The sequence below is a fragment of the Dictyoglomus sp. DH genome, assembly GCF_055181375.1.
In genome coordinates this window covers 390,575-404,213 of the sequence record NZ_CM143706.1, presented here as the reverse complement: position 1 = coordinate 404,213, position 13,639 = coordinate 390,575, and the positions used below count along the sequence as shown (strand labels likewise).

At 33.6% G+C, this 13,639-nt stretch carries 10 protein-coding genes and 2 pseudogenes; 7 read left to right on the top strand and 5 right to left on the bottom strand.

Features of this window, described 5'->3' with window-relative positions:
- Positions 1 to 10: 10 nt before the first annotated feature.
- The 3 genes from ACY3JJ_RS01850 to ACY3JJ_RS01840 all read right to left on the bottom strand — a co-directional run bounded on the left by ACY3JJ_RS01850 (position 11) and on the right by ACY3JJ_RS01840 (position 3,101).
- Positions 11 to 769, bottom strand: a complete 759-nt coding sequence (locus ACY3JJ_RS01850) for a sugar-binding protein (protein ID WP_463092102.1) — start codon at positions 767 to 769, stop codon at positions 11 to 13.
- Between the two features lie 69 nt (positions 770 to 838).
- Positions 839 to 2,101, bottom strand: a complete 1,263-nt coding sequence (locus tag ACY3JJ_RS01845) for an ABC transporter substrate-binding protein (RefSeq protein WP_463092101.1) — start codon at positions 2,099 to 2,101, stop codon at positions 839 to 841.
- A 13-nt stretch (positions 2,102 to 2,114) separates the two neighbouring features.
- The gene (locus ACY3JJ_RS01840; protein ID WP_463092100.1) at positions 2,115 to 3,101 is read right to left on the bottom strand and encodes an SIS domain-containing protein; all 987 of its coding nucleotides are present in this window, start codon (positions 3,099 to 3,101) and stop codon (positions 2,115 to 2,117) included.
- 254 nt (positions 3,102 to 3,355) lie between these two features.
- Between ACY3JJ_RS01840 and ACY3JJ_RS01835 the strand changes: the two are divergent.
- Positions 3,356 to 4,017, top strand: a pseudogene (locus ACY3JJ_RS01835) (iron-containing alcohol dehydrogenase).
- A 34-nt stretch (positions 4,018 to 4,051) separates the two neighbouring features.
- Positions 4,052 to 4,951: a nucleoside hydrolase gene (locus tag ACY3JJ_RS01830; RefSeq protein WP_463092099.1), complete on the top strand. Its 900-nt coding sequence runs from the start codon at positions 4,052 to 4,054 to the stop codon at positions 4,949 to 4,951.
- Positions 4,952 to 5,001: 50 nt separating this feature from the next.
- Here ACY3JJ_RS01830 and ACY3JJ_RS01825 read toward each other — a convergent pair whose 3' ends face one another.
- Both ACY3JJ_RS01825 and ACY3JJ_RS01820 read right to left on the bottom strand, forming a co-directional pair.
- Complete coding sequence (locus tag ACY3JJ_RS01825; protein ID WP_463092098.1) at positions 5,002 to 6,285, bottom strand: apiosidase-like domain-containing protein; 1,284 nt, start codon at positions 6,283 to 6,285, stop codon at positions 5,002 to 5,004.
- A gap of 12 nt (positions 6,286 to 6,297) precedes the next feature.
- Positions 6,298 to 7,431: a prolyl oligopeptidase family serine peptidase gene (locus ACY3JJ_RS01820; RefSeq protein ID WP_463092097.1), complete on the bottom strand. Its 1,134-nt coding sequence runs from the start codon at positions 7,429 to 7,431 to the stop codon at positions 6,298 to 6,300.
- Between the two features lie 314 nt (positions 7,432 to 7,745).
- On the opposite strand from ACY3JJ_RS01820, the pseudogene ACY3JJ_RS01815 reads away from it, so the two are divergent.
- The 5 genes and pseudogenes from ACY3JJ_RS01815 (at position 7,746) to ACY3JJ_RS01795 (ending at position 13,620) form a co-directional block, all read left to right on the top strand.
- Positions 7,746 to 9,656, top strand: a pseudogene (locus tag ACY3JJ_RS01815) (ABC transporter substrate-binding protein).
- Between the two features lie 69 nt (positions 9,657 to 9,725).
- Positions 9,726 to 10,730: an ABC transporter permease gene (locus ACY3JJ_RS01810; RefSeq protein ID WP_463092096.1), complete on the top strand. Its 1,005-nt coding sequence runs from the start codon at positions 9,726 to 9,728 to the stop codon at positions 10,728 to 10,730.
- Positions 10,731 to 10,752: 22 nt separating this feature from the next.
- On the top strand, positions 10,753 to 11,637 hold the full coding sequence (locus tag ACY3JJ_RS01805) for an ABC transporter permease (protein WP_463092095.1): 885 nt from the start codon (positions 10,753 to 10,755) through the stop codon (positions 11,635 to 11,637).
- A gap of 40 nt (positions 11,638 to 11,677) precedes the next feature.
- Positions 11,678 to 12,640 carry an ABC transporter ATP-binding protein gene (locus ACY3JJ_RS01800; RefSeq protein ID WP_463092094.1) on the top strand — a complete coding sequence of 321 codons (963 nt, stop codon included), beginning with the start codon at positions 11,678 to 11,680 and terminating at the stop codon, positions 12,638 to 12,640.
- Between the two features lie 2 nt (positions 12,641 to 12,642).
- Complete coding sequence (locus tag ACY3JJ_RS01795) at positions 12,643 to 13,620, top strand: ABC transporter ATP-binding protein (RefSeq protein WP_463092093.1); 978 nt, start codon at positions 12,643 to 12,645, stop codon at positions 13,618 to 13,620.
- Positions 13,621 to 13,639: the final 19 nt, after the last annotated feature.

Genomic DNA, 13,639 nt, shown 5'->3' with positions numbered 1-13,639 from the left:
ATTTATTTCGTTAGAACTTTTCCAATGGATCTACTAAAATTAAGTTACCCCAGAAAGTTGGATTACCCCAGTTAGGACTTGATCCAGGAGCAGAACTCATCATCATTTCCTGATCTAACTTACCAGGAGTATCAGTATCGCTAGGAGAGAATGCAAATCCCATAAGAAGATTAGGCTCAGGTTTTACCTTTAATAATGTCCATGGAATCGCAAATTCCAAGGTATATCCTCCATCTATCTTCTTTGCAACAAGTTGTACTTTTTTAACATCTTCTGTAAGAACAGGTGGAGTCCATACCCAAACTTCAGGATCTAAAAGATCAAAATCTCCAGGGCTTATTCCCAATTGAAAATCGTCTTTATTGTTATTCTTATCTTCAAAATCTCCTTGAAGATCAGTATCAAACCAGAGCTCTAAGTGGTCTCCCTGCCAAATATTTTCACCAGTAGCAAGCTGTACAATACTTTCATCCTTTACTATAGCTCCAATATAAAGGTAATTCTTATCCCATACCATGTAATATACTACTGATAGATCATCGGGTCCTTTCCAATTTTCGGGAATATAATCTACATCTTGCTTTAATCCCACATAATATCTTGGAGATAAGAAATATTCAGAAACTGAAACATCTCCGTCTACCTTAGGTGGTGTAGTTACATAAGGAGCATAATGGGTCCATGTTCCCTGTCTTAATTTTATATCTTCACCAAAGGATATACTCACCACCATAAGAAGAATTAAGGAAATCACTAAAGACCTTTTCATTTAAAAACACCTCCTATATTTCTTAAATAGTATTGAAAATAGAAATTTTAAATATTTTTTTATCACCCCCTACTTATTTAACTTATCCCAAGCTTCTTTTAATATTTTGTTTACTCTTTCTTCTGCTGTCTTAGCTGCTTTCTCTATATCTACCCTCCCTTGCCATGCATATCCTAAGGTGGTCTCCAACATATTGTTCCACTCAAGCCAGGATGGAGTAAAATTTAATGACTTTAATTGTCCTTTCTCATATAACTCAAATATCTTTAACGCCGGCCTTATATTCTCCTCATCAAAATATACCCTCGTCTTTGTCTTCAATGCTGGTATGGCCTGATACCCTTTACCCATTATCTCCTGCCCTTTCGGTCCTACCGCAAACTTTATAAACTCCCATGCCTCCCTGGGATATTTCGACTTCGAGTATATGGCTAAGGATAACTGGTTTACTGTCATGTGCCTACCCGCTGGACCACTTGGTATTGGTGCTATCCCCCACCTAAAAGGTAATTTCTTATACCCCACTATAAAGGATGTGATCCCTGTGGTCATCGCAAAATTCCCTGTCATAAATGGGTCTGCTAATCCTTGCATAAAACTCTCTGATGGACATACCTTATATTTATACCTTATATCATACATGAACTTTAATCCCTCCAAAGATTTAGGATTTGAGTATATTACACATGCTCTCCTATCCTTTGTTAATATCTCTCCCCCTGCACTCCATATGATGGGATACAATCCTCCTTCACCCCATGTTGGTATATATAAACCCCAAATTTCCGGAGTTCCATCTTTATTCTCATCTATTGTTAACTTTTTTGCTGCATCCAACCATTTATTCCAGTTCCATGTCCAATCAGGATATCTTACCTTATACTTGTCAAATAAATCTTTGTTGTAATACATTACACCTCCAATGGTAATATCCCTTACCATAGCATACTTCTTGCCATTCCATTCACATACCTCAGGAGTATAATAATAGTTTTTTAGATTTATCTCTTTATTCATCCAATCAGTAATATCTAAAAATACACCTTTTGAGGCCAAGTCGATGAAATAGGCTCCACTTATAAGCATTACATCAGGAGCATTTCCTGCAGCAATCCTATTTTGTAGCTGTTGCCAATAAGCTCCCCATGCTGCCGATTCTAATCTTACAAAGATCTTATTCTGGGATTGGTTAAAAAATTCAACTATCTTTTTCTCTATCTCTATTTCCTTTAGATCTCCCCACCTCATGTAGACTATCTCTATTTTACTTTGTCCAAATAAAGGTAGGCCTATCAAAATCAAAGTTATCAATAGAAAAATAAATCTCTTCATTCTTTAACCCCCTTTAAAACTTCACTACTTTGGAAAGATTTCTTGGACTTTCCACATTTATATTCTTATAATAAGCTATCTTTAAGCCAAGAATCTGTCCCCATAATACCTTAAGGAAGATGCTTTCTGGCAAATAAGATACAGGAATGTGATCTCCATTATCCCCAATAGTAATAACCTTTGCTCCATAAGATTCTAATTCTTGTATAAGATCTTCTTCTTCTTTTAATCCTCTTCTAAAGAGAGATACTAAAAAACCCTCTTCTACTAGTGATTTAGGACCATGTCTATATTCAAAAGTAGAATAAGCCTCTACCTTTGATAGAGACATTTCTTCCAGTTTTAAGGCAGATTCTCTAGCAATTCCCTCTTCCACTCCAAGTCCCAAAAAGACATAATGTTTAAAATTTAGATTCTCTTCAGCTATCTCTTCCATTTTTTGAATAATCTCAGGTGTCTTTTGCACAAGCTTTCTATAAGTATCAAAACCTTCTCCCATCATATAACTTGCAATAAGTTCTAAAGACAAAAGAATTCCAGAGAAAGATTTTGTCATCACAATAGAATCTTCCCTAAAAGGAAGTACTATACTTACATCAGATATTTTTGTTAAAGAACTCTCGGGTTCCAAAGTTATGCCTAAGGTTGGAATATTCATTTTTCTAAAAACTTTTCCTGCTCTAATCACTTCTGTTGATTCTCCTGATCGAGATATTAAAATAGCTGATCTTTTTAAAGATTTATTTCCTATATTCTCATGGTATGCAAAATATATTTCTCCTCCAGGAAGAAATTTTGTCTCCTTCCCTGTTTTTAATGTAAAAAATCTACTAGCAGAAAGGCTTAAATATAAGGATGTACCACATCCTATAAAATAAATTAGATCATTTTCCAAGATAAAAGATGATATCTTTTCCTTAGCAAGGTAATTCTCCACATATTCAAGGGTAAGAGGCAAAATTTCAACTTGTTCTTTTATCTCCTTTTCTACTAAAGACATTTTTTACCTCCTTTATCTTGAGGATTAATACCTCTTTTTTAACTTTTGATCATTTACAACCCATATATTGATTGTTTTTAGATTATTATAGATAGTATTTGATAGTTTGTCAATGTTTTCAAAAAATAAATTTATCACAAACGTTCTTCTTTGATTGACAAAAAATACACTAAGTTTATAATTTTTACTAAAAATAATTATCACATAATTAAATAAACAAGGAGGTGCAAAAAATGAAAGAAATCTTGTAATTTATTTACCATATTCCTCCAAGAATTCTTTTTGGACCAGGTAGTCTAGAAAAATTAAGAAATAAAAAATTACCAGGGAAAAAAGCCCTTATTGTTATCTCTGCAGGTGGCTCTATGAAAAAACTTGGATATTTAGATAGACTTATTGATATATTAAAGAGTTTAAAAATTGAATATGTGGTTTTTGATAAAATTCTTCCTAACCCAGAAAAACCTGTCCTACAAAGAGTTACAATAACCACTACAGCTGGTACAGATACAGAAACAGATCCCTGGAAAGTTATAAGCAATGTTTAGAACAATGAAAAATTAGAAGGATTCATTGTAAATATATTAGAAGGACTAATTATGAGCTTGGAAGCACATCATTCGCTTTTTGTTTCCAAATTAATAGAAAGATACATACAGCTCGCGAAAGCTATGGGGTTGACATAGATTCTCTTCCCTATGAGGAAAGACCATATGCCTTTGTAAAAGCTAGGAAAAAATTACAAGAAGAATGTGGAGTAGGCAATTTAAAGATGTCTGACTATGGAATAAGGAGGGATGAAATTGAGAAATTAGCAGATAATGCTATAAAAACTATGGGAGGACTTTTTGAAAGGGATCCATATAAATTGAGCTTTGAAGAAACTACTGAGATATTAAGAAAAGCATACCAATAAAAACGGATAAAAACTTATGGGAGGAGATTATATCATGAATAAGATTCCTGTAATTCTTGATACCGATATAGGCACCGATATTGATGATACATGGGCTCTTATTATGCTTATTAACTCTCCTGAACTGGATGTTAAATTAATAACTACAGTAAGTGGAGATACTATTTATAGGGCAAAAATTATTGCCAAAATACTTAAAATAGCAGGAAAAAAAATACCAATTGGTATAGGTATAGGAGATCCTAAAAACTCTTTGAATTTTCAAGAACCTTTTGTAAGAGATTTTGATATAAATTCCTATGAAGGAGAAATATATGAAGACGGTATTCAAGCTATGGTTGATCTAATAAAAAATTCAGAAGAACCTATTACTATAGTATCTATAGGGCCTGCTACAAATATAGCAAAGGCAATAGAAATCTACCCTGATCTACCTAAAAAATGTAATTTTGTTGGAATGCATGGAAGTATATATAAAGGATATGGAGGTAAAGATGGGAGAGATCCAGAGGCTAATGTAAAGTCTGACGTCCTTTCCTTTAGAAGAGTTTTCTCATCTAATTTTATAAGTAAGCTCATAACTCCTCTTGATACATGTGGTTTAGTTTTCTTAGATGGAGAAAGATACAAAAAGATATATAATTCAGAAAAACCCATTCTAAAAGCCTTAATAGAAAATTATAAAATATGGTCAAAACTTGTCCCATGGACGAAAGTAGATCCAGAAAATTACTCTTCAACCCTTTTTGATACCGTTGCTGTATATTTAGCCTATTCTCATGATCTCCTAGAAATTGAGTCAATAAAAATAATTGTCACCGATGATGGTTATACAGTACCAGATGAAAAAGGAGATGAAATATTAGTGGCTATAAGATGGAGAGATCTAAATGCCTTTCTTGATCATTTAGTTGAGAGAGTAATGGGAGAATAGGTAAGAAAATTAATCTAAAAAGCCCGTAGCCTATGAGCTACGGGCTCAATTTACTTTAATCCTATCAATAAAGAATCACTATTGAATGGAGACATTTTAATTATTGTTTCACTTTCTGATTTTTTAACATCTGGCACAAAAAATTTCCTTTCCATAAGCTCTATTCCTTCCCATTCATAATCCTCATCTAACCTCAATCTTATATTAAAATTATATGGATTATATATTACAATTTTGTTTCTTCCTTTAGATACTCTTATCTCTTGGGTTTCATTTATGAGTAAATCATTTGCTGGTTCTATATCATATAATTCATATTTTTCAAAAACCCATTTTGCAAAACTCAAATCGTAAACTCCGGGAAATACTAAGGCATCTCTCCAATAATATGGTGCAGCATAATCAGAAACAGAATATTCCCCTAATCCTTTCTCCCAAGACCATATTCCATGAGCTCCATATGTTATCCCAGCTTTTGCACCAGAGAGAAGACTTTGCCATACAGCCTTTCTTACATCATTCCTTGTAAATCTACCATATATATTGTAGTTTCCTATTGATCCTATTCCTTCATAACAAGGTTCTCCATTAACAATAGGCCTTTTAACCTTTTTGTTATAAAATTTAAGGGCTGTCTCATATGCCCAATGCATTTTATCTTTAAAATGACAAGATTGATACATATAAAAATCATAGTAAGGAGAATTAATTATTTCCTCAGGTACATCAGCATAACCACCACAAAGATGCAATGTCGTTAAAGAATTTGGAGCATATTTTTTAGCCATCTCTAATGCCTTTAAATAATATTCTGTTGCCCCATCTCCTTCAAAATTTGTATCACCAGATATTATAAATATAGGATTATAATCCTTAAACTTGTTTATCACATAATATAGATACTCCTCTAAATTTTCCCTTGGTATAACGTGAGAGATACCTTTTTCTGCTAACATCTTGGATAACCAATTATCTGGTACATAATTTGCCCAAAGTATTACTAAAGCGGGAATTAGATTTCTTTCAACCATCATCTCTACCATATTTCTTGCTCTTTCAAAATACTCTTCATTTATCTTATTAAAATTCCACTTTCCATTAGGAAATACCTCAAAGGGATCCATATAAATATCGGTAGTACTCCTATCCCATTGAGGAAGAACATCAATTTGGATAGTATTAAATCCTTGTAATCTTCTATAATTTAAATAATCTTTCCATTCCTCTATGGTGATATTCGTAAAAGCACTCCAACAAGTATCTGCAAAATAGAAAAATACTTTTCCATCTTTAATAAAATAATCCTTTGTATCAGATATTCTTATATTCCCCATATATAAACCTCCTTATTTAGAATTAGAGAATAGCCAATCTATCACATCTTCACTCTCATAAGCAGGCACCCAAGATGCATGAGGATGATATCCTATAGATTCAAGATAATCCTTAGGAAATTCTGTATATTTAACCTTTCCTCCTATATCAACCAATTTTCTTACTATCTCACGAGATAAGAAAACAGGCACTAATGGGTCGTCCTCCGCATGAAATACCCAAATTGGAATATCCTTTATTCTATCTACTCTGTTTAAATCTCCCCCACCGCATATGGGAATAGCTGCTGCAAAGAGTTCAGGATACTCCAAAATAATAGCAAATGTACCATATCCTCCCATAGAAAGCCCAGTTATATATATTCTATTTTTATCAATATTATATTTAGCTATTAAATCCTTAATAAGATTTGCTACAGCCAAAAGCTCTTTATTCGCCTTAAAAGGATTTCCACTAGTAATAAGTCCTGTCCAACTGCTATAAGGAGGACATTGAGGAGCAAGTACAAAACAAGGATGCTCTGCTTGATGTCCTGGCTCTGCCCAAACTATAGCACCCCTGTTCCCTGCAAGAGGTAAATAATTATCATTTCCTCTTTCTCCTGCACCATGAAGAAAGACTACAAGAGGATAGGGCTTTGAAGGATCAGTATTCTTAGGGATAAATAAACGGTAAGGTAGATCTACGTTTAGCTCCTTATCATGATATAATTCCGCTATAAAATCATCAATAATCAAATGTTTCTCATGGGTATTTTCCAAAGAAAAGGCTGGAATCTTCTTACCATCAATAGAATATATATCAGTCTTCTGAGTTACTAAATACTCTAATTTATGCCTACCTGTTAAAAACCTATTGTTATCAAAATATGTTGTAATAGCATTCATATCCTTAGGATCTAATTCTATAATTACATATTTTCCTCTATTGGCAAAAAAATTCATTACTAATCTTCCATCTGAATTTGCATACACCCTTTTTACAGTTCTTTTTCCCATATTACCAATCTTTGACTCAACTTCAAAGATGTTTGGAGCTAATCTATTCCCATCTACTTCATAAGCATATTCAATAACTACAGCATAAACTTTCTCACCCTCAGGAAAAACTCTGGTAACTAAAGTAATACTTTTAACCTCATCCATAGAAAAACTCACCTCCAATAATAATAGAACTAAGAGTAAAAAAATAAAAATTTTACTTCTCATTCTTTACACCCCAATAATAGATATTTACTGACTATTTTATCATAAAATTAAAAAAATATTATTAAAAAGTTTTCTAACTCCAATCTAGATTTTCCAATTCATCTTGCGATTTAATTTTAGGAAATACGCTATTCATAATCTTATTCTTATAGCAAAAAATTAGTTATTGATATTTACTTTTTCATTGTATATAATATACCTGTACCTTAAATTTTAATAAAAATTTTATTTAAAAGGGGGAGGTGCAATCCTTGAAAAAATCATTATTAGTCTTAGCTGTTCTCTTAGTACTTTTCTCCTTTACTGGTACATCAGCCCAAGTACTACCCGCAGGTATACCCAGAGACAAAACTTTAATTCTACCATTTCTTTTTGCTCCTTTACCTGTACCAGGTAATTGGAACCAGTGGGCAGGATGGAGAGCCCAAAACTGCGGTCTTCACCAATTTGTAACAGAGCCGTTATGGACATTAAACCCAGATGTAGTAAAGGGTGGAATAATAAATGCTTTAGCTTCCGAAGGTCCAATATACAATAAAGATTTTACAAGACTCGTTATTAAATTAAGAAAAGGCATCTACTGGAGTGATGGCGTTGAATTTACAGCAGATGATGTAGTATTTACAATTCAAAAAGTAAAAGACACAGAAGGACTCGATTATCATGGAGCAATGCAAGATGTTAAAAGGGTTTATGCCACTGACAGATATACAGTAGTTGTAGATCTTAATAAACCAAACGCCAGATTCCATACCTTCTTCTTAGAAAGATGGGGCGCTCTTAGACCTATGCCTAAGCATATATTTAGTAAAGTAAAAGACATACTTACTTATGATTTTAACCCACCAGTAAGCTTAGGACCTTACGTATATGTAAGCCATGATCCTGCAGGTTACTGGGTGCTTTGGAAAAAGAGAACAGATTGGCAAAGAACTGTCACAGGACAATTATTTGGAGAGCCTAAACCAGAGTAAGTATTATTTATCCATTATGGACCTCCTGAAAAACAAAATATGGCTATGTTAAGACATGAACTCGATGCTATCCAAGGGACCGCAGAGCAAATGTTAACAATGTTAAAAATGAGTAATACCACACGAAGTTATCGTGATACATGGCCATATATTGATCCTAGAGATATATCTACAAGAGGACCTGCCTTTAACCATTTAGTATTCCCATATAATAATAAGGATGTAAGATGGGCTCTTGCTTTATCAATCGATATTGTAGAATTAGCTATATCTACATATAATGGAATGGTGGCTATGACCCCAGGACTTCCTCTTGTGGTAGGTAAAAACTTCTATGACTGGTACTTTAAACCATTAGAACCATGGTTAAAGAATCTTACCCTTGATATCGGTGGTGGAGAAAAATTCAAACCATGGGATCCAGATGCTTCTTGGAGACTCCTTGATTGGGCAAAGAAAAACTATAAGGTAGATATTGATCCTAAAAATAAGGAAGAAGTACAACTAACGTTAGGATACGGTTGGTGGAAATATGCTCCTGAAGTGGCTGAGAAATTATTATTAAAGAATGGATTCAAGAAAATAGGAGGAAAATGGTATCTACCTGATGGAAAAACATGGAAGATAACCATACTAAGAGGGCCTGATCCCACTGATATGTCAAACATTGTAATTCTTGGAGTTGCAGAACAATGGAAGAAATTTGGAATTGATGTTGTATTTAATGTATCTGCAGCAGCTGCAACTCTTGCCTTAAATGGACAATTTGAAGTATTAAATACAGGACATGGTGGGTTTGCTGGTGAACCTTGGGGATTACATCCTGACCTCTATTTATGCTTCAATGCTATGAACAGTAAGTACGTAAGACCTGTTGGAGAACCTACACTTGGATGGGCATGCAGATGGAGCGATCCAAGAATGGATAAGATAATCTCTTCTCTTGAAAAAACTCGCTGGAGTGATCTTGCCACTATCAAAAAGCTTGGTCTTGAAGGTTTAAAACTTCAAATAGAAGAAATGGTTGCTATTCCTTGTTTCAATTGTCCTATTGCTATTGTCTTTGATGAATATTACTGGACCAATTGGCCAAGCCCTAAGAATGACTACGCACGTTGTGATAACTTCACAACTTGGCCTCAATTAAAATATATTCTCCATCAAATTAGACCAACAGGAAGAAAGTAAACATTGATTATAGGTCAGGCAAGGCTAACACCTTGCCTGACCTTCAATAAAAGGAGGAATAAAGGAGAAATGTCTTTTATAAAAAGATATTTAATACCAAGATTAATCCAATATGTAATAGTAACTTTTCTTGGTTTAACTGCAATATTCATTTTCCCACGTCTCCTTCCTGTAGATCCAGTTAAGCAACAACTTACTCAATATCAAACCTTTGGAGTATATGTTTCTCCTGAACAACAAGAAGAAATAATCAAAACCCTTAAACAATTGTATGGTCTGGAAGGAACCCTTTGGGACCAGTATATAATGTTTTGGAAAAGATTTTTTAGGGGAAACTTTGGTCCTTCTCTTTCTCGTTTTCCCACACCTGTAAATCAACTCCTTGCTATGGCTCTTCCATGGACCTTAGGGCTTCTTTCTGTAACAACCATTTTAAGTTGGATAATAGCAGTCATTGCAGGGGGTATTGTAGGATATTTTAGAAAAAAGTGGATGGAAGCTATTGATATATTAATCATGATTATAAGACCTATACCTTATTATATAACTGCTCTTATATTTCTTATTTTATTTTCCTATATATTCCCCATATTTCCCTTAGGGGGAGGTATAGGGGTAGGAAGAACTTTGTCTTTTAACCTACAAACTATTTTAAACATAATAAAACATGCCACTTTACCAGCCTTAACTCTTCTTGTAGTGGGAATAGCCTGGCAATTTCAAAGTATGAAATTAATTGTCCAAAGCATACAGACAGAAGATCATGTAATATATGCAAAAACAGCAGGAGTAGATGAGAAAAATATAGTTTTTAGCCATATCATAAAGAATGCCATGTTACCTATGATAACCCAATTAGGACTACAATTTGGAGGAATATTTAGTGGGGCATTAATCACAGAGATGGTCTTCACCTATCCAGGAATTGGGCAGATTTTATATGATGCCATAATGAGAGCTGATTACAACTTAATCATGGGAATTATGTGTATATCTGTGGTAGCAGTTACCACATCAGTTTTATTTTTAGACCTTATTTATCCTTTCTTTGATCCAAGAGTACGTTATAGATAATAAACTTAACTCTCATTGGAGGATGAAGAAAGTGGAGACTATTAAAAGTTTAATTTATGACCTTTTTAAAGACTATAGATTTGTTGTCGCCTTCATTATTTTTTGTATATTTATTCTTTTAGTTATCCTTTCCTTTTTCTCACCCTATAATCCACAAAGGATGTATCAAGTACCTTCAGGTCTTCCACCATCTTTTAAGTATCCCTTAGGTACTAATTGGTTGGGACAAGATGTATTTTGGCAACTTACCTTTGCTATAAAAAATTCTCTCATAATTGCTTTAGTTACTGCCTTTTTCTCAAGAATAATTGCAGTAATTGTAGGAATTTTAGCAGGATACAAAGGTGGTACAACTGACAGAGTTATAACTACTATAGGAGACACGACCATGGTACTTCCCTTCTTAATAATTCTTATTGCCATATCTATGATTCTTAAAGACTGGACAAATAATTTCTTTAATTTAGGAATACTATTAGCTTTCTTTTCATGGGCTTGGGATGCAAGGGTAATTAGATCCCAAGTTTTAAGTTTAAGAGAAAGAGAATTTGTAAAAGTAGCAGTACTCTCAGGTATGCCCACCATAAGAATTATTAGAAAACAGCTTTTACCTCATGTACTACCAATAGTCTTTACCACATTTATAAACAATATGTCTTGGGCTATTGGTATGGAGATCACTCTTGCATATCTTGGCCTTGGTATAGATCCTACAGTACCTACCATAGGTACCATGCTCCAGACAGCCATATATAGACAAGCTTTATTCATGGGGCTTTGGTGGTGGCTTCTTACTCCTATAGTTACTGCTATTCTTCTTTTTATTGCATTATACTGGATATCTGTAAGCTTAAGTGAATATTTAGATCCAAGAGCTCGATTCCAAAGAATTGGCTTTGGAAAATAACAAATATTTAGATTCACGCCATTGATGGAGGAAGATTAAAATGGAAAAAGTATTAGAGGTTAAAAATCTAACAAAAGTATACTCAATAGGAAGTATCTTTTCAAAAGTTAAGATAATTGCAGTTGATAATGTATCCTTTTATATAAACAAAGCAGAAATATTTACCCTTGCAGGAGAAAGTGGATGTGGAAAAACTACCACTGCAAAAATGATTTTAAGGTTTGAAGAACGAACATCTGGAGACATCATTATAGAAGATAAATCTATTCAAAAGAATAAATTTCAAGATTTTAGAAAAAAGGTCCAAGCAGTATTCCAGAACCCCTTTGAAAGCTTTAATCCTCTTCTAACGATAGATGATATTTTCTTTGAGACTGTCTTTAACTACAAAATTGCTAAAAACAAAGCTCAAGCAGAAAAGATAATCAATGATAAATTAAAAGCGGTAGGTCTATCTTTTGATGAAATAAATGGTAGATATCCTACTGAACTTTCTGGAGGACAACTTCAAAGAGCATCTATCGCAAGATCTCTTTTAACCAATCCATCCATATTAATAGCAGATGAGCCAGTTTCAATGGTAGATGCATCCTTAAGAATGTCAATAGTAAATCTGTTCTCAAAATTAAGGAAAGAAACAGGGCTAAGTGTTTTATACATAACCCATGATCTTGCCACTGCCTATTATGTTAGTGAGCGAATTGTAATAATGTTTCGAGGAAGTATTGTAGAAATGGGACCTGTAGATAAAGTACTAATTCATCCTAAACATCCTTATACTCAACTTCTCATAGAGTCTATACCTGAAGCTGATCCAGATAAAAAATGGAAAAGAAAAATAAGTATTGCAGATACTGAATATACAGAGTACCTTAAAATAGGTTGTAAATTTGCAGGAAGATGCCAAAATGTGATGGAGATTTGCAAAAAAGAAGAACCAAAAGAAGTAACGGTGGATAATGTGATAGTTAAGTGTCACCTATATAATGGGAGGAGAGCATAAAAATGAGCGAAGTATTAAAAACTGAAAATTTAAAAGCCTTTTATATCCTGGAATATTGGGGAGAAAAGAGAGTAATTAAAGCAGTAAATAATGTTAACCTCAGTATAAAACAAAATGAAATATATGGTATCGCAGGAGAAAGCGGTTGTGGAAAATCTACTCTTTTAAAAGCACTACTTGCTAACTTAGACCCTCCACTCCAACTTATAGATGGAAAATTATTTTACAAAACAAATGGAGATTTTATTGACGTTTTTTCTCTTACCAAAAAAGAGATTAAAAATTTAAGATGGTCTTTCATCTCTTATATACCCCAAGGGTCTATGCATGTATTAAACCCTGTTAAAAAAGTAAAAGATTCATTTTTAGAAATTTTAGAAAGTCATATAAAAGCAAAGGATATAAAAGAATACTTTGATCTAATGAGAGAACATTTAAAAGATTTAGGGCTATCTCCTGAAATATTAGAAGCCTATCCCCATCAACTTTCAGGAGGAATGCGTCAAAGAGTTGTAATCGCTCTTGCCACCCTTTTGCATCCTCAAGTGATATTAGCAGACGAACCAACTACTGCTTTAGACGTTGTGGCCCAAAGAGCTGTTATTCAACTACTTAAAGATATTCAAGAAACATTTAAAAATACCATTATTCTTGTAACCCATGATATGGGAATACATGCTCAATTAACTACAAGAATGTCTATAATGTATGCAGGAAAAATAATTGAAGAGGCACCAACTCAAGAAATATTTAAAAATCCTATCCATCCCTACACCAAATATCTTATACAATCTCTCCCTAAAATAGGAGAAAAAGAACAAAGAGAAGGTATATCTGGAAGTCCACCATCACTAATATACCCACCACCAGGATGTGCTTTTCATCCCAGATGTCCAGAAGCAAAACCAGAATGTGCTGAAGAAGAACCAAAACTTATAGAAGTTTCTCCTCAACATAAAGTTGCCTGTTTTCCAAATTAGTTTTACAAAGGAGGTATTA

Coding starts and splice junctions, on each gene's coding strand:
- ACY3JJ_RS01850 (WP_463092102.1), bottom strand. CDS start 769: ATGAAAAGGTCTTTAGTGATTTCCTTAATTCTTCTTATGGTGGTGAGT.
- ACY3JJ_RS01845 (WP_463092101.1), bottom strand. CDS start 2,101: ATGAAGAGATTTATTTTTCTATTGATAACTTTGATTTTGATAGGCCTA.
- ACY3JJ_RS01840 (WP_463092100.1), bottom strand. CDS start 3,101: ATGTCTTTAGTAGAAAAGGAGATAAAAGAACAAGTTGAAATTTTGCCT.
- ACY3JJ_RS01830 (WP_463092099.1), top strand. CDS start 4,052: ATGAATAAGATTCCTGTAATTCTTGATACCGATATAGGCACCGATATT.
- ACY3JJ_RS01825 (WP_463092098.1), bottom strand. CDS start 6,285: ATGGGGAATATAAGAATATCTGATACAAAGGATTATTTTATTAAAGAT.
- ACY3JJ_RS01820 (WP_463092097.1), bottom strand. CDS start 7,431: ATGGATGAGGTTAAAAGTATTACTTTAGTTACCAGAGTTTTTCCTGAG.
- ACY3JJ_RS01810 (WP_463092096.1), top strand. CDS start 9,726: ATGTCTTTTATAAAAAGATATTTAATACCAAGATTAATCCAATATGTA.
- ACY3JJ_RS01805 (WP_463092095.1), top strand. CDS start 10,753: ATGAAGAAAGTGGAGACTATTAAAAGTTTAATTTATGACCTTTTTAAA.
- ACY3JJ_RS01800 (WP_463092094.1), top strand. CDS start 11,678: ATGGAAAAAGTATTAGAGGTTAAAAATCTAACAAAAGTATACTCAATA.
- ACY3JJ_RS01795 (WP_463092093.1), top strand. CDS start 12,643: ATGAGCGAAGTATTAAAAACTGAAAATTTAAAAGCCTTTTATATCCTG.